Origin of the sequence: Sphingomonas lacusdianchii, assembly GCF_022664395.1 — a bacterium.
GTDB classification, from domain to species: Bacteria; Pseudomonadota; Alphaproteobacteria; order Sphingomonadales; family Sphingomonadaceae; genus Sphingomonas; species Sphingomonas lacusdianchii.
In genome coordinates, this window is record NZ_JAKRET010000013.1 from 21,813 (window position 1) to 46,122 (window position 24,310).

A 24,310-nucleotide genomic window follows, 5' to 3' on the forward strand; every position below is an offset into this window, starting at 1 on the left:
TTTCGGGATCAACATGGTCGGCCAACGCATAGTCGTTGAAAAACCTAAATATTTCAAATGAACGGCGCCAAGACTGGCGTTCGAAGCATAACCGCAACAAAACAACAGTAGATGGGAGGTTTCATAAATTACAACTCGTACTAAATATTGACGTGCCTTTGAAAATCCTTGCGATTTTGCGACGTCACCGTGTGATTCATGGCACATCCGTCCACATTGTCCCGGAATCTGTCACTAGTATCAGTTGACACAAGGTTTCATCAATGACTTAATCCTTTCGAAACCAGTGGAAAGGATTGAAATAAACCCTTCTACAACAACAATTAAATACCTGCGTTGCAGTGATGTCGAACCCGGCCGATTCTTCGCTCGATAGCGAAGGGATCAGGATCGGCGTCGATGCGCCGTATTTCGGGCATCGGGTGCATGGGCAGCGGGAACTGACGAATTTCTAACGGATCTTCCGATGCGGGTGCCGCATCGGTTGGGGGAATGCGTCCTGCCGACAGCGCAGGCGCAGAATGGTTCAAACGCCGACTTCAGGGGGCCACATTGAAAATACCGACGATCTCGTCCGCACCGACCATGTCCTTGGCACAGGCGAAGGCAGCCGGCGCGCTCACCGCGCAGACCGCCTATGTCTCGACCTTCGCCGAACCCATGGACGTCGCCGGGATGACCGACGCGGAGATGAGGGCGAACGTCGCTAGCGCTCCCCTCGGTGTGACGTTCGACCTGACCACCGGCAAGTCGATCAAATTGGACATGGACCTGTATTCGCCCGGCAACGGCGACAGGGAGGCCTATGGCCAATGGCATCTGCGCTATCTGGGCGACATCGCCAAGGTGTGGAGGGACTATACCGGCAAGGGCGTCAGCGTCGGCGTTTATGACCAGGGCATTCAGAGCGCGCACTGGGACCTTGGCAAGAACATCGACACGTCGAAGCAACTGGTCGACGACAACGGCAAGGTCCTGAGCGGAGAGCCGGTGTTTACCATGCCGGAAGATCGCACGGACCATGCGCACGGCACCTCGGTCGCCGGCATCATCGGCGCCGAACGCAATGGCAAGGGCGGCATGGGCATCGCCTATGACGTCAAGATGACCGGCGTGAACATCTTCGATTTCAAATCGCAGGCTGCCAACACCGACTGGGCAATTTCGAAGGGCGGTCATTTCGACATTCTCAGCAATAGCTGGGGTTACCCGGCCTACTTCATGCAGGCGACTTCGGGCTTCTCGCGTGCCAGTGACGTCGGCTTCAAAGGGTCGATGGAGGTCCTAGAAAACCTCGCCAAGGAAGGGCGTAACGGGCTGGGGTCGATCTTCGTGAAGGCAGCGGGCAATGAAAGCTCGGACAATGCCGGCGATGGGTTGAACACTACCCGCCACACAGTCGCGGTCGCCGCCTATCGCGGTCCCGACGGCGTGGCGTCCCAGTACAGCAACCATGGCCCGTATCTGCTGATCTCCGCCCCTTCGAACGACTTCCTGATGCTGGGCGGCACGGGGCAGGTCACCACCGACCTGCTGGGCGAGCGCGGTTATAATCAGGCCGTGAATCCGGAGGGCGCAACCGACTATACCGACGATTTCGGCGGCACGTCGGGCGCGACGCCGGTCGTCTCGGGGGTCGTCGCGCTGATGCTCGACGCCAATGAAAATCTCGGCTGGCGCGACGTGCGCGACATCCTCGCCGCTTCGGCCAAGATGCCGATCGCGTTCGAAACCGGTCCGGTCGCGTTCACCGTCGCCAATGACGATCGTCAGGTGACGCTGTCGATGAACGAAAGCCAGTTCAAGCTGGGCGGTGCCGACGCCAACTGGAATGGCGGCACGATGCATTACAGCAACGATTACGGTTATGGCGCGGTCGATGCCTATGGCGCGGCGCGCATGGCCGAAGTCTGGTCGCTGTTCGGTCCGGCCAAGACGTCGGCCAACGAAGCCCATGTCACCGTCGAGACCAAGGTCGGCGTGACCGCCGACAGCACCGGCAACGTTAACCCCGGCCATTTGCAGATCTTCAACAGCTTCGCCAATACCCCGGTCAGCTTCCAGTTCGAGGTCAAGGACTCGATCGACGTCGAACATGTCGACCTGTCGCTGCTGTTCACCGAACTCACCACCACCATTGCTGCCGGCAATACCAATAGCTGGAACAATGCGCTCAGCAATGTGCAGATCAAGCTGATCGCACCGGACGGCACCGAAGCCTTCTGGGCATCGGACCGTTGGTACAGCGAGGCCCCGGCCGATGACGAATTCACCTTCGGCCTTGCCGGTTTCCACGGCGTGAACAGCAAGGGTACGTGGACGCTCCAGTTCTCGACCTATGGCCATACCGGCAAGATGAGTGACGCCGCCGACGCCGAGACCTGGGAAGCGATCAACAAGCTGACCGTCAACGGGCTGAAGATGGACCTGTTCGGATCGAAGCCGACCAACGACGACGTCCACACCTACACCAACGAATTCTTCAAGATGCTGGCCATCGCCGGGGAATCGGACCGTGCGGTGCTGGCCGACACCAATGGCGGCAACGACTGGATCAACGCGGCCGCCGTGTCGAAGAACATCGTCCTCGACCTGGCCGCCGGTACCGGTGGCGCGACCTTCGGCGGACAGAAGGCGTTCTCGATCGCGGTCGGCAGCGTCATCGAAAATGCGGTGACCGGCGACGGCAACGACACGATCACCGGCAACAGCGTCGCCAACAAGCTGTACGGCATGCGCGGCGACGACAAGCTGTACGGCCTTGCCGGCAACGACACCATCGACGGTGGCGCCGGCAACGACTGGATCGACGGCGGCAAGGGCAACGACGTCCTCACCGGCGGCGCGGGCAACGACGTGTTCTTCTTCGACAACAAGGGGACGTCGGGCGTCGACCGCATCACCGACTTCGGCAGCGGCGACAAGCTGATGCTGACCGCCGCGCTGCGCGACGGCAACCGCGACGGCATCATCACCTTCGGGTCGAACGGCGTCCTGAACCTCGATTCGTCGAGCAAGGGCGACCGGGTGACGCTGGAAGGTGTCGATCCGGCAGCCGGCCTGAAGTTCGCGGGCATGGAAAACGGCTATTACGTCTATGTCCTGAACGAACCGACCGCCGCGCTGCACGGCTGATGCAGACGGGCGCGCCGGAATATCCGGCGCGCCCTTTTTTCTACGATCGACGTCGCACGGTGGCCGATCCCTTCCCCGTCGTCGCCGGCACATGTCGTGACCGGACAGGGTGGGCCGGCCCCGATCGCTGACGCGCGCCCAAAAATTTCGGGGAAATTTCCGCCATGTCACGACATTTGCCGACCGCCCGCACGATCGAACTCGACGCCAACGACACCCTGCCGCTCGCCAGTGGCCCGGACACCGCAGCGCCGGCCAGCACACCGCGCGACATGTCGTACGACACGCGGACGGGCGCCCAGGTGAAACTCGCCATGCCGGTCTATTCGACCGCCAGCGTCGCCGAAACCGCCGACCAGTGGCATCTCGGCTATCTCGGCGACATCACCAAGATCTGGCAGGACTTTACCGGCAAGGGCGTGAAGGTCGGCGTGTTCGACGACGGCGTACAGGGCTGGCACTGGGACCTCGCCCCGAATTACGATGCCGCCAACCATCTCAACGTCGACGGCTTCGTCGTCAACGGCAGCTGGGACGGCCCCTATCACGGCACTGCCGTCGCCGGCCTGATCGCCGCGGCACGCAACGACCGGGGGGGCGTCGGCATCGCCTATGACGCGAAGCTGAGCGGCGTGTCGATCTACACCGACTGGGAGCCATCCTATGTCGACGGCCGCGACTTCTGGAAAGCGCAGCAGGCGGCGGCGCATCAATATGACGTCGTCAACAACAGCTGGGGTGGCGGCGGCAGTTCGCTCGACACGGGAAACTCGCGTTCGAACCCGGACAGCATGGCATCGATGTACGCCAAGGGCTGGGCTGCGCTCGCCGAACAGGGCCGCGACGGCCTCGGCACCATTTCGGTCAAATCGGCGGGCAACAGCGCGGCCGATGTGGAGAGCGAAGGCGGCGACACCACCCGCCACACGATCAACGTCGGCGCCTATCGCCAGGTCGATGGCGTCGCGGCGAGCTATAGCAACAGCGGCGCCGCGCTGCTGCTATCGGCCCCGTCCAGCGACCGGTTGTCGATGCAGGGCACCTATCTCGTTACCACCGATCTGCTCGGCGACGACGGGATCAACTGGTATGCCAATCTGAACAGCGGCGAGATCGACTATAGCAAGTCGGATTACACCAACGGCTTTGGCGGCACGTCCGCGTCCGGGCCGATCGTGACCGGTGTCGTATCGCTGATGCTCGACGCCAACGACCAGCTCGGCTGGCGCGACGTGCGTACGATTCTTGCGCAATCGGCCAAGATGCCGATCGCGTTCGACACCGGGCCGGTATCCTATACCGGCTTCATCCAGGGCGCCGACCGCACGGTGATGATGAACGAAAGCCAGTTCAGGCTGTCGGGCGAGGCGGCGAACGTCAATGGCGGGGCGCTGCACTACAGCAACGACTATGGCTATGGTGCGGTGGATGGCTATGCCGCGGTGCGCATGGCGGAGGTCTGGTCGCTGTTCGGTGCGGCGAAGACGTCGGCGAACGAGGTCCACGCCACGGTCGCGGCGAATGTCGGCCTGGTCGCGGAAGGCGACGCATCGGCGATCGCGGTCAGCCGCCAGGCGCAGAGCGGGTTCCTGACGACGCCGGTGCGCTACACCTTCGAGGTCGGCGACACGGTCGATCTGGAACATCTCGACCTGACGCTCAACTTCCTCAACCGGGTGACCATCGACGATGGCAATGGCGGTTCGAGCTATGACTCCGACCTGACCAACGTCCAGATCCGGGTGATCGCGCCCGATGGCACCGAAGCCTTCATCGCCCAGCCCGGCACCATGCGCGGCGTGGACGGGGCGCAGGAATTCACCTTCGGCCTCGCCGGTTTCCAGGGCACCGAAAGCAAGGGCACGTGGACGCTGGAATTCGCGACCTATGCCCGAACGATCGATCAGGGCGACCAGTCGGCGGTCGTCACCAGCGACCTGACCATCAACAGCCTGAAGATGGACCTGTACGGCGCGGCACCGACCAATGACGACGTGTACAGCTATACCAACGAATTCTTCACGATGCTGGCGATCGCGGGGGAATCCGATCGCGCGGTGCTGAGCGACAAGAATGGCGGCAACGACTGGATCAACGCCGCGGCCGTGTCGACGGACGTCGTGCTCGACCTCGGCACCACCGGCGGGGCGAGCTTCGGCGGCACCCGCGCCTTCTCGATCCAGCGCGGCACGGTGATCGAGAATGCGGTGACCGGCGACGGCAACGATCAGGTTACCGGCAATGCCGGCGCCAACAAGCTGTACGGCATGCGCGGCGACGACAAGCTGTACGGGCTGGCCGGCAACGACACCATCGACGGCGGCGCCGGCAATGACTGGATCGACGGCGGCAAGGGCAACGACATCCTGACCGGCGGTGCGGGCAATGACGTGTTCTTCTTCGACAACAAGGGGACGTCGGGCTTCGACCGCATCACCGACTTCTCCGCAGGCGACAAGCTGATGCTGACCGCCGCGCTGCGCGACAGCAACCGCGACGGCATCATCACCTTCGGCCGCGACGGCATCCTCAACCTCGACAAGTCGACCCGCGGCGACAAGCTGCTGCTCGACGGCGTCGATCCCGATAGCGGGCTGAAGTTCGCCGGCATGGAAAACGGTTATTACGTCTATGTCCTGAATACCGGCCACGTCGACGGCCTTAGCTGAACCCGACCGACGGGCCCGGAGCGATCCGGGCCCGTTTTGCATCGGAGCGCATCACCGGACCGCTCGCCACTACCGGACGGGGGCCGAGTCCCGCTCCGACCATTCGCGCACGACGATCTCTGGGGGGAGTTTGAATCATGACGCAGACCATTTCGAACACGCACATCTTCGCCAGCGAAGCGCTGGCCAGCGTACCGACCTTCGACGGTGCGCAGGCGCCGCGGGCATTTAGCACCTCGCAGGGCGCGGCCTTCACCCCGCCCGAACAGGTGTCGTACGACCTCCGCACCGGCAAGACGGTGACGCTGGCGATGCCGATCTACGACACCGGCAAGGACGATCCCGAACTGGGGATGCAGTGGCAGCTGGGGTATCTGGGCGACATGGTGAAGATCTGGGAAGATTTCACCGGCAAGGGCGTTCGCTACGCCCCGCTCGACAATGGCGTACAGGTCGACCACTGGGACCTCGCGGCCAATTACGATGCCGACAACAGCCTCGTGCTCGACGGCCAAGTCCATTCGGGCGCCAATTACTGGGGCGACCACGGCACGGCGGCGACCGGTCTGGTCGTTGCGGCCCGCAATGGTCTTGGCGGGGTTGGCGTCGCCTATGGTGCCAGCTTCACACCGGTGAACGTCTATGACTGGTCGGGGCCGACCAATGTCGACGGTTGGAATTTCGTCGCGGTGCTGAAGGCCGCTGCCAGCCAGTATGACGTCATCAATTGCAGCTATATCCGTCCCGACCATTATGCGATCGCCACCTTCAATTCGCGCTCGCAGGGCGGCTGGGCGTCGGGTTATAACGAAGGCTATGCCTATCTCGCCGATCACGGCCGCGACGGTCTGGGCACGATCACGGTCAAGCCGGCGGGCAATTTCTCGTGGGACGCCCAGCATGATTCGAGCAACACGTCGCGCTATCTGATCAACGCCGCCGCCTATCGTCAGGCCGACGGCGTCTCCTCCAGCTGGTGCAATTACGGGCCGGTCCTGTTGATCTCGGCACCGTCCAGCGACCGGCTGTTCCTCGGCGGCACCGGACTGGTCACCACCGACATGGTCGGCGGCGAGGGCTATAACTGGTGGGACAATCTGGCCGACGACGAGCCCAACCTCGCCAAGTCCGACTATACCAACGCGTTCGGTGGCACGTCCGGCTCCGGCCCGATCGTCGCGGGCGTCGCGGCGCTGATGCTCGACGCCAACGACCAGCTCGGCTGGCGCGACGTGCGCACGATCTTCGCACAATCGGCCAAGATGCCGATCGCCTTCGAAACCGGGCCGGTTTCGTACATCGGCGAGTATAACGGTCGGATGTACAACGTCTCGCTGAACGAACGCTATTTCACGATCGGCGGACAGGCCGCGAACGTGAATGGCGGCGGTCTGCACTACAGCAACGACTATGGCTATGGCGCGGTCGATGCCTATGCCGCGGTGCGGATGGCCGAGGTCTGGTCGCTGTTCGGCCCGGCCAAGACATCGGCGAACGAAATGCACGCCGCGGTCGAGACGAAGGTCGGCATCACTGCGCTTGGCGATCCCGCATCCGTGGTCGGCGACCCCTCGTACGTGGCCGGCGACCGCAGGGCGGTTACCGATTTCGTCGACGACCCGGTCCGCTTCAGCTTCGAAGTGACCGACGCAATGGACGTCGAGAATATCGACCTGACGCTGCGCTTCACCTGCCGGGTCAAGGTGCAGGATGCCGACGGCAACATCCTCGACAACTATCTGTCCGACATGTCGATGACGCAGTTCAAGCTGATCGCGCCCGACGGGACCGAGATGTTCACCGCGCAGCCGGGCAATCGCGGCTGGGTCGATGGTTCGCAGGAATTCACCTTCGGCCTTGCCAATTTCCAGGGGGTAGAAAGCAAGGGCACGTGGACGATCGAGGTCGCCACCTATGCGCAGAACGGCGATCGCGACGGACGGCCGGTAATCATCACTACCGACGTGACGATCGAAAGCCTGAAGATGGACCTCTACGGCGCGCCGCCCACCAACGATGACGTCTACAGCTATACCAACGAATTCTTCACCATGGCGGCGATCGCCGGCGAGGCCGACCGCGCGGTGCTGAGCGACAAGAATGGCGGCAACGACTGGATCAACGCCGCCGCCGTGTCGGCGGACGTCGTGCTCGACCTCGGCACCACCGGCGGGGCGAGCTTCGGCGGCACCCGCGCCTTCTCGATCCAGCGCGGCACGGTGATCGAGAATGCGGTGACCGGCGACGGCAATGACAAGGTCACCGGCAATGCCGGCGCCAACAAGCTGTACGGCATGCGCGGCGACGACAAGCTGTACGGCCTTGCCGGCAACGACACCATCGACGGCGGCGCCGGCAATGACTGGATCGACGGCGGGCAAGGGCAACGACGTCCTGACCGGCGGCGCGGGCAACGACGTGTTCTTCTTCGACAACAAGGGGACGTCGGGCTTCGACCGCATCACCGACTTCTCCGCAGGCGACAAGCTGATGCTGACCGCCGCACTGCGCGACAGCAACCGCGACGGCATCATCACCTTCGGCCGCGACGGCATCCTCAACCTCGACAAGTCCAGCCGCGGCGACAAGCTGCTGCTCGACGGCGTCGATCCCGATAGCGGGCTGAAGTTCGCCGGCATGGAAAACGGTTATTACGTCTATGTCCTTAACGTGCCGGATATCGCCGGCGAGGGCTGATGCACGGGCGCGACCGGACCGACCGGTCGCCCCCCCTTTTCCCGATGGAGCGCGAAGCATGACCGATTTCGACCCGAAACCGAACCCGATCACGGCGGGACTGGCCGGCAGCGCCGCGCCCTTCGACCTTGGCGGTTGCGGGGCGGAGCGGGTCGAACGCGGCCAGCCGGTGCCCGACGCGCTGCTGGCGCAGGCGCAGGCGCATCCCGGGCAGGTCCGCATCGTACGGCGCGGGCAGGCGATGACGATGGATCTGCGCCCGCAAAGGCTGACGATCGTCGTCGACGATGACGGCAGGGTGATCGCCGCACGCTGCGGTTGACCAATCGGACCGGTCCCGGCCCTCGGCACGACGCGCACCGGGCGCATGCTTTTTCCCGGCAATCTATATGCGGGGCGTTGGAAAGGTCGGCGGTGGCGGTAAAGGTCCGAATGTGACCGAATCGGAAGCCCTTGCCCGCCTGACGCCGCGCGAACGCCGTTGCCTCGAACTGGTGGCGCGGCATTACGACACCGGACAGATCGCCGCCGAGCTGGGAATCAGCGTCGCGACGGTGAATGGATATCTGGCCGATGCCCGTCAGAAACTGGGCGCGCGCAATCGCAAGGAAGCCGCGCGAATGCTGGGCGCCTCGCCGGTTTCCCCCACCGAAACAACGGGTTCCGACACCCCGACCGAAGATAGGGGTATGTTCGAACGGGTTGAGCCGACCGCGCCGGCCACGCCACCATTCGCCCCGCAGGTCGAGAGTCGATCGGGGGGATGGTTGTCCCGGCTGCTCTATCTCGAACGGACGACCGAACCGCGTCGTTTCGGGGTGGGGGGTCGCACGTTGATGATCGTCGGGCTGGTCGTGGCACTGTGCGCCGCGCTCGCCATGTCGGTCGTTGCCGCCGTGGGCCTCGTATCGATCTTTGCGAGCCTGCGTCCTTGAGCGACGAAGGGGGCATTTCATGCATACACCACTGCATCCGGTGGTCACCGACATTACCCACGGGCTGCTGACCGCCGAACGGTCGAACGACGATGCGATCGTGTCGGCGGCGGCGATGATCCAGGCGCTGGTCGCCGATCGGGGGCAATTGCAGCTCCAGTTCGGCACGATCCAGGCACCGCTGACCGACGCCGCCAAGGCGATGATGCTGGCGGTGGAGGCCCGCGCGCATCTCGGCCGCTGTCACAAGCGGATGCACGAGATCGGCGTCGAGCACGCGCTGTTCGCGGCGACCGCGCATGGCGACGTCTTTCCGACGACCGGCGCGAGCGAGGCGACGCGATCGCCGCTGCCGCTGGCGGCCTGACCGATCGGGCGACCGCGTGAACGCCTGGCTCTATCTGGCACTGCTGCTGACCGTTTCGGTCTGGACGCTGTGGCGTGGCGGCGCACCCGAACGGATCGCGATGCTCGCGATCCTGTTCGCGGTCGCCGCCACGATCGCGGTCGCGTCCAACCATGTGTTCACCAGCCGCGAGACCGGCATCTTCGCGGTCGACCTGGTCCTGACCCTTGTGATTTGTACGCTGGCGATGCTGGCGGAAAGGTTCTGGCCGTTATGGCTAAGCGCAATATTGATCGTCGGCGTAATGCTGCAACTGGCGATCTGGTACGCTCCGCGCTCGTACCGGGAAGTCTATCTGATCCTGCACGCGATGAGCGCCTATCCGACGCTGATGCTGATCCTGGCGGGGACGCTGCGCCATCGCCATCGGCTGCGTCGCGCGGGGCACGATCCGGCGTGGTCGACGACGCGACGCCGGAAAACGCCGCCCGCGCCCGCCGGCTGATCGCGATGAAGGACCGGATTGCCGGCCTCTATCCGGTCAAGGTCACCGACCCCGTCTATGACGCGCTGTTCCAGCTTTACATCGCCGAGGAGGAGGGACGGCCGATGTCGGTATCGGCAGTGGCACCGATGATCCGCGTGCCATCGACCACCTGGCTGCGCTGGGTGGCGTTGATGGAGGAGGCCGGACTGGTCGTGCGCCAGCCCGATCCGACGGACGCCCGTCGCAGCTGGATCGCGCTGACCCGCGAGTGCAAGGCGCGGCTGGACAAGCTGATCGCCGATCTGTGGTGACGACGCGCGTGCGGTACCGTACCATCGAACCGGTTCCGCAACGGTCGTCGCCGCCATCGGCGAATTTCCGGCACATCGGCCACGTCCCGACGCCTCGCAAAGCAAATTGTTGATAGTGTTGTGTAAATAACCGTTCTCAATTCGCGTCGCATCGAAACTACCACGGTTCGTCGTGAAAAATTCCGAACCTATTGGTACTTTGCCACTACGCCTTCTGGCAGAAATACCAGGAACGCACCTCCTTTCGGGCGGTTGATGCGCCCGAACCGGACGCGTCCCTGCGCCCCGGTCGGAGGAACCGACCATGAAATCACTGGCGCTGATCTTGCTCGGTGCGGCCACGCTATCGGCCTGTGCTGCACCCGCCACCCGTATCTCTACGGGGTTGCAGCGCTATGGTCTCGACGCGCAGCGGGCCGATTGCGTCGGCACCCGCCTGCAGGGCGATCTGTCGCTCGGGCAGTTGCAGCAACTCGGCCGCGCCGCCGCGGCATATGGCACGAACGATCCCAATCCCGGCGTCCTGACCGTCGGCGACCTGATCCGGGTCGCGGGCGAATTGAAGGACCCGGCAATCCCGCTAGCGGTCGGCAAGGCGGCGGCGGGCTGCAACGTGCTGCCGTGACGCCCCGGGTCCCATTCGCAACCAGAGGAGCAATTCGATGAACAGCGACGAATTCGAAGGCGGTATCCGCTATGCGACCGGCAAGGTCGAAAAGGCCGTGGGCGATGTCGCCGACCGCCGCGACTGGCAGGCCGATGGCGTGGTCGATCAGGTCGCAGGCGGCGCGCAGCATGGCTATGGCCGCGCCAAATCCATCCTGAACGACGCGATCGACAGCGCGCCGGGCCTCATCAAGGACGCGCGTGACCGGCTGGAGACGACCGGCAGGCAGGTCGCCGACGCCGCACAGCGTGGTGGCAAGACGACCGCGCGTGCCGCGAAGGAACAGCCGCTGGTCTGGGCACTCGGCGCGATCGCGCTCGGCTATGGTCTCGGCTGGCTGATCCACGGGCGGCACGACTGAGCGCATCATGGCGGAGGCGTCGTTCAAATCGCTGCGCGAGACGGCCGATCTGCGGCATTTGCGGCAGATCATCGTCGGTCTCGACGAAGGCGTGATCCTGATCGATCCCGATCAGAGCCTGTTATGGGCGAACGACGCCGCGCTGGCGATGCACGGCGTGCAGGACCTTGCCGAACTGGGCGCGACCGTCGACGAATATCGGTCGCGCTTCCAGCTCCATTACCGCAACAACCACCGGCTGGCGGCCGACGACTACCCGATCGACCGGGTCGTGTCGGGCGACCGGTTTTCGGAAGTGGTGGTCGAGGTGACCGTGGCCGGCGAGGACAAGCCGCGCTGGACGCATCAGGTACGCAGCCTCGTGCTGAACGACAGCGACGATGGCGAGCCGACCTGTCTGGTGCTGATCGTGCAGGACGTGACCGCGCAGTATGAGGCGGAGGACCGGTTCGAACAGTCGTTCAAGGCCAACCCGGCACCGGCGGTCATCTGCCGCCTGCGCGACCTGCGGTTCGTGAAGGTCAATCAGGGGTTTCTCGACATGACCGGCTACGCCCGTAACCAGGTGCTCGATCGCACGGTGTACGACATCGACGTGCTGCGCGGTGCAGAACGCCGCGATCTGGCCAAGGAACGGCTGGCCGAGGGGCGTACCATCCCGCAGATGGAGGCCGAACTCGACCTGCCGAATGGCGAGACCAAGCTGGTGATCGTCGCCGGACAGCCGATCGAGATGGGCGATGAACCCTGTCTGCTGTTCACCTTCGCCGATCTCGAACCGCGTCGCCGCGCGCAGGAGGCGTTGCGCCACAGCGAGGAACGCTTCACCCGCACGTTCCAGATGGCACCGGTGCCGATGGCGATCGGCGCACGCGACGGGCATCTATTGTGCGAGGTCAACGCCAGCTTCACGCAGATGACCGGTTATGCCCCCGATGCGATTATCGGTCGCCCGCTGGGCGAAGTCGGCCTGTGGGAAAGTGCCGCGGTCCGTCGCCGGGTCGAAGCGGCGATCGATGCGGGGCAGGACCTGCGTAACGAGGAAGTCCGCATCCATACGAGCGACGGCGCGATCCTCGACTGCATCGTGTCGACCGAAGCGATCCGGCTGGGCGACGGGGCCTGCATCCTGTGGGCGATGCAGGACATCACCCGGCGCAAGGCGACCGAGGTCGAACTGGTCGAGGCGATCGAGGCGGTGATGAAGGACACCAGCTGGTTCAGCCGGTCGGTGATGGACAAGCTCGCCCGCCTGCGCACGCCGCCGGGCGAGAAGACCGGCCCCGGGCTGAACGACCTGACCCCGCGCGAACGCGACGTGCTGGCGCTGATCTGTCGGGGGCAGGACGACAAGACGATCGCGCGGACGCTGGACGTGTCGGGCAACACCGTGCGCAACCATGTCGCCCGCATCTATGCGAAGATCGGCGTCAATCGCCGGATCGCGGCGGTGGCATGGGCACGCAGCCGCGGTTTCGACGACGGCACCCGGTTGGAAACCGACGATCGGGAGGCGGCCGCATGAACGACGGCAAGGCGACCGATGGCAAGCGCAACCCCGACCAACCGTCGGTGCGCGCGGCCAAGGGATCGGTCCATGAAGCGATCGGCAAGCTGATCGGCGACGATGCTGCCCGCGCCCGCGGTTCGGCCGAAAAGGCGGCGGGCGAAGCGGCCGACAAAGACAAATCCTCGCGGCCCTGAACCGCAAGCGATCCGTAACAACAGGAGTATCCATGGCGACCAATCTGAACACCGGCTACCGGCCGGTCGACCCCGCTTATGTCGACAAGACGCCGACCCGCATTTCGTGGGGAGCGATCTTTGCCGGGGTGGTGATCGCGATCGCGGTACAATTGGTGCTCGGCATTCTCGGCGCCGGCATCGGGCTGACCATGGTCGACCCGGTCGAGGGCACCACGCCGGGGGCGGCCGGCTTCGGCATCGGCGCGGGCCTTTACTGGCTCATCACCACCGTCGTCGCGCTGGGTGCTGGCGGCTATGCGGCGGCGCGGGTGTCGGGCGTGACCGAGCGGTTCGATGCACTGGTCCATGGGCTGGTCGTATGGGGCGTCACGCTGATCCTGACGCTGTATCTGCTGACCTCGGCGGTGGGCGGCATCATCGGCGGCGCGTTCCGTACCGTGGGTGCGGTCGCCGGTACCGCGGGCAGCGCGGTCGGCACGGTCGCGTCGGCAGCGCCCGCCGCAGCGGCGGTCGCCGGTGTCGATGCCAATGACGTGAAGGACGCCGCGCAGGACGTGCGCAGCGAAGCCGCCGCCTATCTGTCGGACGCGCCCAATGATCCGGCGCAAATGACGCCCGAACAGGCGCAGGCCGAAATCGCCCGCCAGCTGCCCGCGCTCGCCCGTGGTGGTGCCGAGGGCCAGCAGGCCGAGCGCCGCATCGTCGACATCGTCGCCGCGCAGCGCAAGATCAGCCGCCCCGAGGCACAGGCGCAGGTCACCCGCGCCAAGCAGCAATTCGTCCAGACCAAGAACGAAGCCGTCGCCACTGCCAAGTCGGCGACCGACAAGGCCGCCGGTGCGGCAGCAGGCACTTCGTTCGTCCTCGTGCTCGCGCTGTTGATCGGTGCGGCCGCGGCAGGTTTCGGTGCAACCACGGCGGCTCGTCGTAAGTTGCGCTGAGTGTGCGTGGCGGGTCGGCGTATCTCGACCCGCCACAACCCGGTTTTACCAAGAAGGAGAATCATCATGACCCGCAAGATCGGTCTTATCGTCGCCCTCGCCGCCACCGTCACGCTCGGCGCGTGCAACACGGTGAACGGTGCCGGCAAGGACCTGAAGTCGGCCGGATCGGCGATCGAAGGCGCCTCGGGCACGGACAAGAAGTAAGTCCGGCAACGGGCGGGGCGGGGAAGCGCCCCGCCCGCTTTGCAGTCGCGCCGCCGCGATCCTACATCATTGATCGTGCGCGACCTTCCCGCTCCCCTTACCGACTGGTTCGCCGCACGTGGCTGGACGCCCCGCCGTCATCAGCTCGACATGCTCGAACAGGCGCGTGCCCGTCGCCACGCCCTACTGGTCGCGGCGACCGGGGCGGGCAAGACCCTGTCGGGTTTCCTGCCGACGCTGGTCGACCTGATCGAGCGGCCCCGTGACGGGCTGCACACACTCTATATCTCACCGCTCAAGGCGCTGGCGGTCGATGTCCAGCGCAACCTGCTGACGCCGATCGCCGAGATGGACTTGCCCATCCGGGTCGAGACGCGCACCGGCGACACGCCGTCGGACCGCAAGGCGCGCCAGCGCGCCAAGCCGCCGCATATCCTGCTGACCACGCCCGAATCGCTGAGCCTCTTGCTGTCCTATCCTGACAGCGACAAGCTGTTCGCGTCGCTGTCGACGATCGTCATCGACGAAGTCCATGCCTTCGCCACCGACAAGCGCGGCGACCTGTTGGCGCTGTGCCTGACCCGGTTGCAGAAGTTCGCGCCCGGTCTGCGCCGCGTCGCGCTGTCGGCGACGGTCGCCGATCCCGACGGTTATCGGGCGTGGCTCGCCCCCGATGGCGATATCGATGCCGTGGCGGCGGTGCAGGGCGAAGCCGGCGCCGACCCCGATATCCGCATCCTGCTGCCACAGGAACGCATCCCATGGTCGGGCCATTCGGGGCGCTATGCCGCCGAACAGGTGATGCGCGAAATACGGGCGCACCGCACGACCATCGTCTTCTGCAACACCCGCAGCCTTGCCGAGCTGATCTTTCAGGATCTGTGGAAGGCGAATGACGACCAGTTGCCGATCGGTGTCCATCACGGCAGCCTCGACCGCGAGGCGCGGCGCAAGGTCGAACAGGCGATGGCCGATGGCAGATTGCGCGCGCTGGTCGCCACCGCCAGCCTCGACCTCGGCGTCGATTGGGGCGATGTCGACTGCGTGATCCAGATGGGTGCACCCAAGGGGTCGTCGCGGCTGCTGCAGAGGATCGGCCGGGCCAATCACCGGCTCGATGAATCGTCGAAGGCGCTGCTGGTACCGGGCAACCGCTTCGAATTTCTGGAGGCGCAGGCGGCGCTCGATGCGGTCGATGCCGGCGAACTCGACCGCGACATCTTCCGTCCCGGCACGCTCGACGTGCTGGCGCAGCATCTGATGGGTTGCGCCTGTGCCGAACCGTTCGATGCCGCCGAGATGCTCGACGAAGTCCGGGGCGCCCTGCCCTATTCGGCACTCGACAGCGACACGTTCGACCGCGTCCTCCACTATATCGCCGAGGGTGGCTACGCGCTGAAGGCGTATGACAAGTTCAAGCGCTTGCGGCTGGGAAGCGATGGCCGCTGGACGGTGACCAAGCCGGGTTTCGTCGCGCAGCACCGGCTGAACGCCGGCATCATCGTCGATGCCCCCACGCTCGACGTGCGGTTCAGGAACGGGCGGCGTCTGGGCACGGTCGAGGAATATTTCGCCTCGACCCTGTCGCCGGGCGATACCTTCTTCTTCTCGGGGTTGAGCCTTGAAGTCGAGAAGATCGAGCTGACCGATCTGGTCGTCCGCGCGACCAGCAAGCCGGCGCGCATCCCCAAATATGGCGGCACGCGCATGGCGCTGTCGACCAACCTCGCCGACCGGGTGCGCGGCTTCCTTGCCGATGCGGGCGAATGGCACCGCTTTCCCGACGATGTCCGCGAATGGCTGGAGATACAGGCACGGCGATCGGTGCTGCCGCGCGCGGGCGAGCTGCTGGTCGAAACCTTTCCGCATGACGGGCGGCACTACATGGTCGCCTACAGCTTCGAAGGATGGAACGCGCACCAGTCGCTCGGCATGCTGGTCACGCGGCGGATGGAGGCGCTGGGCCTGAACCCGATCGGTTTCGTATCGAACGACTATGCACTCGCCTGCTACGCGCTCGAACCGATCACCGATCCGGGCGTGCTGTTCTCGCCCGACATTCTCGAACATGAATTCGTCGATTGGGTCCAAGGGTCTGCGCTGCTCAAACGCGCCTTCCGCGAGGTGGCGGTGATTGGCGGCCTCGTCGAACGCCAGCATCCGGGCAAGCGCAAGACCGGCAAGCAGGTCACCTTCTCGACCGACCTGATCTACGACGTGCTGCGCAAATATGAACCGGGCCATTTGCTCTTGCAGGCGGCGTGGGAAGATGCGCGGGCGCGGATGACCGATGTCGGGCGGTTGGCGACGCTGCTGGAGACGGCACAGGCGCGGATGCGGCATGTGACGCTGGAGCGGGTCAGCCCGCTGGCGGTACCGGTGCTGGTGCTGATCGGGCGGGAGCGCGTGACGCAGGGGTCGGCCGACGATGCGCTGCTGGTGGAAGCAGAGGCGCTGGCGGCGCAGGCGATGGCGCTGGATTGAGGGGAGTCACGCCCCCCTCCGTTTGCTTCGAGCGCAGGTTGGAGCCCGTCGAGAACCGAAGTCGAGAAGGGCGCGCCCCAAGCAACCGGGTTCTCGAAGGACGCTTCTCGATGAGCCTGAAGCTGCTCGAACCGAACGGTATTGGGTTCTGGGATAGCGCCCTCGCCACCAAGCGTACCCCGGCGAAGGCCGGGGTCCAGTTGGGGGACGCCCGCGACTCCAGCGCAACGGCATCCAAACTGGACCCCGGCCTCCGCCGGGGTACGGCATGGGGTGGGGGAACCCCTCCCTCGATTAAAAGCCGTATCCCCGCGCAGGCGGGGATTCAGGGCCAAGGGCGTTGCGCGCAGTAACCCTGGATCCCCGCCTCTCCGCGGGGATACGATCTACGTGGTTACGTAGCCCGCCCCGATCAAACGTCGAGGTTCGCGACGTTCAGCGCATTTTCCTGAATGAAGTCCCTGCGCGGTTCGACGACATCGCCCATCAACCGCGTAAAGATCTCGTCCGCAACATCGGCCTGATCGATCGCCACGCGCAACATCGACCGGTTGGCCGGGTCTAGCGTCGTCTCCCACAGCTGTTCGGCATTCATCTCGCCCAGCCCCTTGTAGCGCTGGATCGACAGCCCCTTGCGACCGGCCGCGAGGATCGCGTCAAGCAACTGGCTGGGCCGCGCGACCAGCGTCTCGCCCTTGGCCGCGACCGCCGGGGCCTCTTCCTCGCCGTCGGCGGCCGGATCGGCCGCGCTGCGCGCGCTGACCAGCTTCGACACGCCGGCATAGCTCGCGGCTTCCTCGGCGGCGAGGCTGTGGAGCTTGCGCCCCTCCGCCGACAGCAGGAACGCCGGCTCGATATTGTGGGTGTCGGTCACCCCGCGCCAGCGCCGCTGGAACTGCAACCCGTGATCCTCGGTCACGCGCGCGGTCCATTCGGCCTCGACATCGGTCCGGCCGATCCGCGACACCGCATCCTGCAACCGCGTCTGGCGATCCGCGTCGTTGATCGCCGGATCGAGCACCCCCGCCAGCGCCAGCACCTCGACGATGCCCATGTCGTAGCGGCGCGGGACATAGCGCATCAGCGTGCGCATCCGTCGCGCATGGCTGAGCAGCGCCTTCAGATCGTCGCCGCTGCGCGCACCTGCTGGCGTTTCCAGCACCTGCGCACTGACGCCGGCTTCGACCAGATATTCGTCGAGGGCGTTGTCGTCCTTCAGATACACTTCGGACCGGCCCTTGGTGGCCTTATACAATGGCGGCTGCGCGATATAGAGATGCCCCGCCTCGATGATCTCGGGCATCTGGCGGTAGAAGAAGGTCAGCAGCAGCGTACGGATATGCGCGCCGTCGACATCGGCGTCGGTCATGATGACGATCTTGTGGTAGCGCAGCTTGTCGAGGTTGAAATCGTCGCGGATGCCGGTGCCGAGCGCGGTGATGATCGTGCCGATCTCGCGGCTGGCGAGCATGCGGTCGAACCGCGCGCGCTCGACGTTCAGGATCTTGCCGCGCAGCGGCAGGATCGCCTGGAAATGACGGTCGCGGCCCTGCTTGGCCGAGCCACCGGCCGAATCACCCTCGACGAAGAACAGTTCGGACTTGGCGGGATCGCGCTCCTGGCAATCGGCCAGCTTGCCGGGCAGCGAGGCGATGTCCATCGCCCCCTTGCGCCGGGTCAGCTCGCGCGCCTTCTTGGCGGCTTCGCGCGCGGCGGCGGCGTCGATCACCTTCTGGATGATCGCCTTCGCATTCGCCGGATTTTCCTGGAGATATTCGGCGAGCTTGTCGGCCATCAGCGCTTCCAGCGGCTGGCGGACTTCCGACGATACCAGCTTGTCCTTGGTCTGGCTGCTGAACTTCGGATCGGGCAGCTTGACCGAGACGATCGCGGTCAGCCCTTCGCGCATGTCGTCGCCGGTAAGGCTGACCTTCTCCTTCTTCAGCATGCCCGACTTGTCGGCATAGCTGTTGAGCGTCCGCGTCAGCGCCGCGCGGAACGCCGCCATGTGCGTGCCGCCGTCGCGCTGGGGGATGTTGTTGGTGAAGGCGAGGACGTTCTCGTAATAGCTGTCATTCCATTCCAGCGCCACGTCGATGCCGACATCGTCGCGGAAACCGTGGATGGCGATCGGATCGGGCATCAGCGGCGTCTTGGTCCGGTCGAGATATTTCACGAACGCGGCGATCCCGCCTTCGTAGAACAGCTCGACCTCGCGCGGCTCCTCATGCCGGGCATCGACCAGCACCAGCCGCACGCCCGAATTGAGGAACGCCAGCTCGCGGAAGCGATGTTCCAGCTTGTCGAAATCGAACTCGACGATCTTGAACGTTTCGGGCGACGGCAGGAAGGTGACGCGCGTCCCGCGCTTGTCCGACGGCCCCATCACCTTCAGCGGCGCTTCGGCATCGCCGCGGCGGAAGCGCATATAATGCTCCTGCCCGTCGCGCCAGATGGTCAGGTCGAGGAAGTCGCTGAGCGCGTTCACCACCGACACGCCGACGCCGTGCAGACCGCCCGACACCTTGTACGCATTGTCGTCGTTGGTGTTTTCGAACTTACCCCCGGCGTGGAGCTGGGTCATGATGACCTCCGCCGCCGACACGCCTTCTTCCGAATGGATGCCGGTCGGGATGCCGCGGCCATTATCCTCGACCGAGACCGAACCATCGGCGTTCAGCGTGATGAGGATTCGATCGCAATGGCCGGCCAGCGCCTCGTCGATCGCATTGTCGCTGACCTCGAACACCATGTGGTGGAGGCCGGAGCCGTCGTCGGTATCGCCGATATACATGCCGGGGCGCTTGCGGACCGCGTCCAGCCCCTTGAGCACCTTGATCGAATCTGCGCCGTAGTCGTTCTGATTGGGGTTCGTTGCCATAGCGAGTATATAGGGTTTCGCGCGGTGGAACTAAAGCAAAACCCGCACGGGGCCGGGGGCGGTTTGCGGGACGATGAGCGCCCCTCGAAGTCCAGCGTACCCTCGCGCAGGCGAGGATCCAAAGCCAAGCAACGATGCCGCCCGCCTTTGCGACCCTGGACCCCGGCCTTCGCGGGGAGTGACGAAAAACCGCCATCGGTCCCCGTCCGATACTGAACGGCAGCTAACAGGCGCATTCAGTATCGGCTCAAGCGAATCAGGGCATACCCCAAATCACAGACGGACTTCCCCACCCGGAACCGTCACCAGATTTTGAGGGAGAAGACCCATGTTCAAGAAGCTGACGCTCGCTGCCGCCGCCCTTGCCACGGTCGCCACCGCCGCCGCCCCCACCGCCGCATCGGCGCAGAGCTGGCGCGGGGACCGCTATGAGCGGGATTATCGGGACGGCCGCAGCTATCGCGAATATCGCGGCGACCGCGGCTATTACAACAACCGCTACGTCAATCGTCGCGGCGAACGTTGCGAAAATGGCGACGGCGGCACGGTGATCGGCGCGATCGCCGGCGGCCTGCTCGGCAACCAGGTCGGCGGCAATGGCAACCGCCTGCTCGGCACCATCCTGGGTGGCGGTGTCGGCGCGCTGGCCGGCCGGGCGATCGATAAGGCGGACGCCCCGCGCTACTGCCGCCGCTAAGCGCTTTCCCGACCCCCCGGTGGCGTAACGGGGTTACGGGAATGGGCCGGTCTTCCGACAAGGAAGGCCGGCCTTTCTGCGTTGCGTTGGTTGCCGAAACCGGGCGCGACGCCGCCCTTGTCGTCGCGCCGCCCGGATCGCTTTCGCTTTCACGATCAAGCCGACCGCCGTCCATTTGCCCCGATCTGCCACGATCCGGCCGGAAACCCTGCGTAGTCGGCGGGCGCAACGGTGACGGAGTGGCGTGCATGGCGCGATACGGACGGGACGGCTGGCGGACGCTCGCGGGCGCGGCAATCCTTGCCGCTCCGGTCCCGGCATGGGCACAGGACGACACCGAGCGACCGGATGACGAACCGCCCGCGCAAGAGATCGTCGTCACCGGCAAACGCCCGCCGGGATCGGCGCTGGGCAATGCCGCACCGGTCGCGATGCTCGATGCCGACGCGATCCGGGCAATGGGCGTGACCAGCATCGAGGAACTGCTCAAACTGCTGAAACCGCTGACCACGTCGAACAGCGGCGGCGAACCGGTGTTCCTGCTCAACGGCCGCCGCATTTCGGGCTATCGCGAGATCCAGGCGCTGCCGCCCGAAGCGCTGGAGCGAACCGAAATCCTGAACGAACAGGATTCGGCGCGCTTCGGCTTTCCGGCGACCGTGCGAGTCGTCAATTTCGTTACCAAGAAACACTTTCGCGGGCTGACCGTCGAACAGGGGGCGGGCACCACCACCGATGGCGGCGGCGGGACCGTCAACGCCGAACTCGGTGCGACCCGGATCGAGGGCAGTCGCCGCACCACGCTGGCGATCAATTACGACCGGCAGAATCCGTTATTCGCCAATCAGCGCACCTATCAGGTCGACAACGACACGCTGTTCGACCGGACCGGCAATCTGCGCGCGTTGGACGGCGGCAGCATCGACCCCGCGCTCGACGCCCTTGCCGGGCGCGCGATCACCGCCACCGCCGTGCCGACCGATCCGGCACAACGCGACGCGCTGAGCGCCTATGCCGCCGGCACGACCCGCGCGACCGACATCTCGCCCTTCCTGTCGCTGCGCAGCAACGACCAGTTGAAGGTCGACATGACCCACGCCGTCCCGATCGGCAAGACCATGACCGGGTCGCTGAACCTGATCATGGACGCGCAGCGCGGCTTTGCGCTGGCCGGGTTGCAGGGCGCGACGCTGCGCCTGCCCGCCAGCAATCCGGCCAGCCCGTTTGCCGGCGACGTGCTGCTCTACCGCTATCTCGGCGAAGCGGGCACGCTGACCCAGCGCAACGACAATCTGACGCTGCATGCCGGATCAGGGGTGGAGGGCGGGATCGGCCGCTGGATGTGGACGGTGAGCGGGGAATATGACCGCGTCCGTGCCCGCGCCTCGGTCGATCGCGGCGTCGATTCGGCAGTGTTGCAGGCGGCGGTCGATGCCGGTGCCGATCCATACGACCTGTCCGACCGCATCGCCACCGCCGGCCGGATCATCACCCGCAGCCGTACCCTGACCAACACCGCCACGGCCAAGGCGACCGCCAACGGCCCGGCCTTCATGCTTCCCGCCGGACAGGCGCTGCTGACGCTCAACGCCGATTACGCCACCTCCAACAGCGCGGGGCGGCTGGCCGACGATATCGGCGCGGCGACCTCGCTGACCCGCACCATCGCGGGCACCAGCGCCAGTCTCGACCTGCCGATCGCCTCCGCCGATCGCGGCGTGCTGGACGCGATCGGCACGGTTTCGGCCAATGCTACGCTCGGGGTGACCGGGGTGTCGGCCTATGGCAATCTGACCAGCAGCAACCTCGCACTCCGCTGGAACCCGCGGCGCCCGATCCAGATCACCGCGTCGATCAACACGGCGCAGACCCCGCCGGCGATCGCAGCGCTGACCAACCCGGTCGTCACCGTTCCGAACACGCCGTTCTTCGACTTCGTCACCGGCACCAGCGCGCTGATCGCGGTCACCGGCGGCGGCAACACCGATCTCGCGCCCGAGGAACGGCAGATCCGCACGCTCGGCCTCGACTGGCAACCGATCAAGGGCAGCGAGCTGCGCCTGAATCTCGCCTATGTCGACACGCGCATCACCGATCAGCTCGTCTACCCAGCCAGCGCGACCGCCGAATTGCAGGCCGCCTTTCCCGAACGATTCCTGCGCGATGCCGCCGGACAATTGCTGCGCGCCGACCTGCGCCCGATCAACGCCTTCGACGAGCGCGAACGCAAGGTCACGGCGGGCTGGTTGTTCTTCGGGCAGATCGGCCCCAAGCCGCCTGCGCCGACGCCCCCGGCCAAGGACGCCCCGCCGCCGCCACCGCCCAAACAGCGGCCGATGCTGTGGAGCTTCACCACCGTCACGGCACGGCTCGACGACCGGCTGGTGCTCGGCCCCGGCCAGCCCGAACTCGATTTGCTCGATGGCGCCTCGCTCGACGGCAATAGCGGGCGGTCGCGCTACGAGGTGCAGAGCAATATCGGCGGGTCCTATGGTCCGGTGCGCCTCGGCACCTATGCCTTCTGGCAGGCACCAACCCGCATCCGCAGCAGCATCGCCGAATCCGACCTGCGCTTCACGCCTGCGACGGTCATGGGCATCTATTCGCAGCTGGAGGGCCAGCAACTGGCCCCCAAAGCGCCCTGGGCGAAAAGTCTGACCTTCCAGTTCCAGGTCCAGAATCTGCTGAACGACCGCCCCGACGTCCGCGACCGCAACGGCGCGGTGCCGTTCCGCTTCCAGCCAGCGTTCCTCGATCCTTATGGCCGGATCGTCAGGCTGTCGGTGCGCAAGCTGTTTTGAAGGCGCCGGTGCGGGAATGACGGGGTCGTGGGTGCAGAACCGCCCCCTATTCCACCCAGTCCAGCCCGATATCCCGGTACAGCATCCGGTCCTCTTCCCAATTCGGCTTGACCTTCACATGCAGGTAGAGATGCACCCGCACCCCCAACAACTCCTGCAATTCCTTGCGTGCGGTCGCGCCGATTTCCTTGATCCGCTGCCCGCCCTTGCCCAGCACGATCGCGCGCTGCGTATCGCGCGCGACATAGATTTGCTGGTGGATTTCGACCGACCCGTCCTCGCGCTCGAGATAGCGTTCGGTGTCGACCGCGCTCGCATAGGGCAGTTCCTCGTGCAGCTGATGGTATAGCTGCTCGCGCGTCACTTCCGCCGCCAGCATCCGGTCGGTGGCGTCGCTTACCTGATCCTCGGGGAAATGCCACGGCCCCTCTGGCATGCGCTTCGCCAGCGCCGCCTTCATCTCGGCCAGGCCATCGCCGGTCGTCGCGCTGACGAAGAACGTCTCCTCGAACGCCGCCATCTCGTGCAGCCGTGCGGCATGGTCGAGCAGGCGCGGCTTGTCGGCGATGTCGACCTTGTTCAGGATCAGCAGCTTCGGCTCCTTGCGCGCGGCCAGCGGCTCGACGATCGCGCGGACCTTCGGCCCGATCCCGCCCTTGCCGTCGACGACCACCGCGATCGCATCGGCGCCTGTCGTGCCTTCCCAAGCCGCCGACACCATCGCCCGGTCCAGCCGCCGCTTCGGTTCGAAAATACCCGGCGTGTCGACCAGCAGCAGCTGCGTGTCCCCCTCGATCGCGATGCCCATCAACCGGGTGCGCGTCGTCTGCGCCTTGGGACTGGTGATCGCGACCTTCTGCCCGACCAGCGCATTGACCAGCGTCGACTTGCCCGCATTGGGGGCGCCAAGGACCGCGACCAGGCCGCACGACTGGGAAGAAGACGTCAAAAGCTAACCTCGCGCAAATATCCGATGATGCCCCT

General features: G+C 65.5%; 19 protein-coding genes and 2 pseudogenes. 19 read left to right on the forward strand and 2 right to left on the reverse strand.

The features are described 5' to 3' along the window. Positions 1-552: 552 nt before the first annotated feature. The 17 genes and pseudogenes from MF607_RS16450 (at position 553) to MF607_RS16520 (ending at position 16,947) form a co-directional block, all read left to right on the forward strand. Positions 553-3,135, forward strand: coding sequence for a S8 family serine peptidase (locus MF607_RS16450; protein ID WP_242120795.1), 2,583 nt, complete (start codon positions 553-555; stop codon positions 3,133-3,135). Between the two features lie 164 nt (positions 3,136-3,299). Further along, positions 3,300-5,804 (forward strand): S8 family serine peptidase, encoded by a 2,505-nt coding sequence (locus MF607_RS16455; RefSeq protein ID WP_242120798.1) that lies wholly within the window; start codon positions 3,300-3,302, stop codon positions 5,802-5,804. A gap of 383 nt (positions 5,805-6,187) precedes the next feature. Continuing rightward, a pseudogene (locus MF607_RS16460) lies at positions 6,188-8,134 on the forward strand (S8 family serine peptidase); the annotation flags it as partial. Between the two features lie 28 nt (positions 8,135-8,162). Further along, positions 8,163-8,210: pseudogene (locus MF607_RS23140) on the forward strand (hypothetical protein); the annotation flags it as partial. Between the two features lie 84 nt (positions 8,211-8,294). Further along, positions 8,295-8,501, forward strand: coding sequence for a hypothetical protein (locus MF607_RS23145; protein WP_488803480.1), 207 nt, complete (start codon positions 8,295-8,297; stop codon positions 8,499-8,501). A gap of 58 nt (positions 8,502-8,559) precedes the next feature. Further along, the gene (locus tag MF607_RS16465) at positions 8,560-8,823 is read left to right on the forward strand and encodes an I78 family peptidase inhibitor (protein WP_242120802.1); all 264 of its coding nucleotides are present in this window, start codon (positions 8,560-8,562) and stop codon (positions 8,821-8,823) included. Between the two features lie 112 nt (positions 8,824-8,935). Beyond that, positions 8,936-9,436 carry a helix-turn-helix domain-containing protein gene (locus MF607_RS16470; protein WP_242120804.1) on the forward strand — a complete coding sequence of 167 codons (501 nt, stop codon included), beginning with the start codon at positions 8,936-8,938 and terminating at the stop codon, positions 9,434-9,436. A gap of 19 nt (positions 9,437-9,455) precedes the next feature. Then, on the forward strand, positions 9,456-9,803 hold the full coding sequence (locus MF607_RS16475; protein ID WP_242120806.1) for a hypothetical protein: 348 nt from the start codon (positions 9,456-9,458) through the stop codon (positions 9,801-9,803). A 16-nt stretch (positions 9,804-9,819) separates the two neighbouring features. Beyond that, positions 9,820-10,287, forward strand: coding sequence for a hypothetical protein (locus MF607_RS16480; protein ID WP_242120811.1), 468 nt, complete (start codon positions 9,820-9,822; stop codon positions 10,285-10,287). Further along, positions 10,239-10,580, forward strand: coding sequence for a MarR family transcriptional regulator (locus tag MF607_RS16485; RefSeq protein ID WP_242120812.1), 342 nt, complete (start codon positions 10,239-10,241; stop codon positions 10,578-10,580). The genes MF607_RS16480 and MF607_RS16485 overlap by 49 nt, the downstream gene beginning before the upstream one ends. A gap of 304 nt (positions 10,581-10,884) precedes the next feature. Further along, on the forward strand, positions 10,885-11,205 hold the full coding sequence (locus MF607_RS16490; RefSeq protein WP_242120813.1) for a hypothetical protein: 321 nt from the start codon (positions 10,885-10,887) through the stop codon (positions 11,203-11,205). A gap of 37 nt (positions 11,206-11,242) precedes the next feature. Beyond that, on the forward strand, positions 11,243-11,608 hold the full coding sequence (locus MF607_RS16495) for a CsbD family protein (protein WP_242120814.1): 366 nt from the start codon (positions 11,243-11,245) through the stop codon (positions 11,606-11,608). A 7-nt stretch (positions 11,609-11,615) separates the two neighbouring features. Continuing rightward, on the forward strand, positions 11,616-13,133 hold the full coding sequence (locus MF607_RS16500; protein WP_242120818.1) for a helix-turn-helix transcriptional regulator: 1,518 nt from the start codon (positions 11,616-11,618) through the stop codon (positions 13,131-13,133). After that, positions 13,130-13,312 carry a CsbD family protein gene (locus tag MF607_RS16505; protein WP_242120821.1) on the forward strand — a complete coding sequence of 61 codons (183 nt, stop codon included), beginning with the start codon at positions 13,130-13,132 and terminating at the stop codon, positions 13,310-13,312. Before MF607_RS16500 ends, MF607_RS16505 begins: the two co-directional genes overlap by 4 nt. A 32-nt stretch (positions 13,313-13,344) precedes the next feature. Next, positions 13,345-14,256: a hypothetical protein gene (locus tag MF607_RS16510; protein ID WP_242120822.1), complete on the forward strand. Its 912-nt coding sequence runs from the start codon at positions 13,345-13,347 to the stop codon at positions 14,254-14,256. Between the two features lie 66 nt (positions 14,257-14,322). After that, a complete protein-coding gene (locus tag MF607_RS16515) occupies positions 14,323-14,463 on the forward strand; it encodes an entericidin A/B family lipoprotein (protein WP_082438795.1) in 141 nt (46 codons plus the stop codon). Between the two features lie 75 nt (positions 14,464-14,538). Continuing rightward, positions 14,539-16,947 (forward strand): ligase-associated DNA damage response DEXH box helicase, encoded by a 2,409-nt coding sequence (locus MF607_RS16520; RefSeq protein ID WP_242120823.1) that lies wholly within the window; start codon positions 14,539-14,541, stop codon positions 16,945-16,947. A 412-nt stretch (positions 16,948-17,359) separates the two neighbouring features. On the opposite strand, the gene gyrB is transcribed toward MF607_RS16520, so the two are convergent. Beyond that, on the reverse strand, positions 17,360-19,828 hold the full coding sequence (gene gyrB / locus MF607_RS16525; RefSeq protein ID WP_242120824.1) for a DNA topoisomerase (ATP-hydrolyzing) subunit B: 2,469 nt from the start codon (positions 19,826-19,828) through the stop codon (positions 17,360-17,362). Between the two features lie 328 nt (positions 19,829-20,156). Between gyrB and MF607_RS16530 the strand changes: the two genes are divergently transcribed. Then, the gene (locus tag MF607_RS16530; RefSeq protein WP_056459912.1) at positions 20,157-20,525 is read left to right on the forward strand and encodes a glycine zipper 2TM domain-containing protein; all 369 of its coding nucleotides are present in this window, start codon (positions 20,157-20,159) and stop codon (positions 20,523-20,525) included. A 248-nt stretch (positions 20,526-20,773) separates the two neighbouring features. Continuing rightward, entirely contained in the window at positions 20,774-23,326 is a 2,553-nt protein-coding gene (locus tag MF607_RS16535; protein WP_242120826.1) for a TonB-dependent receptor, read from the forward strand. Between the two features lie 46 nt (positions 23,327-23,372). Here MF607_RS16535 and era read toward each other — a convergent pair whose 3' ends face one another. Then, positions 23,373-24,275, reverse strand: a complete 903-nt coding sequence (gene era, locus MF607_RS16540) for a GTPase Era (protein WP_242120828.1) — start codon at positions 24,273-24,275, stop codon at positions 23,373-23,375. Between the last annotated feature and the right edge of the window lie 35 nt (positions 24,276-24,310).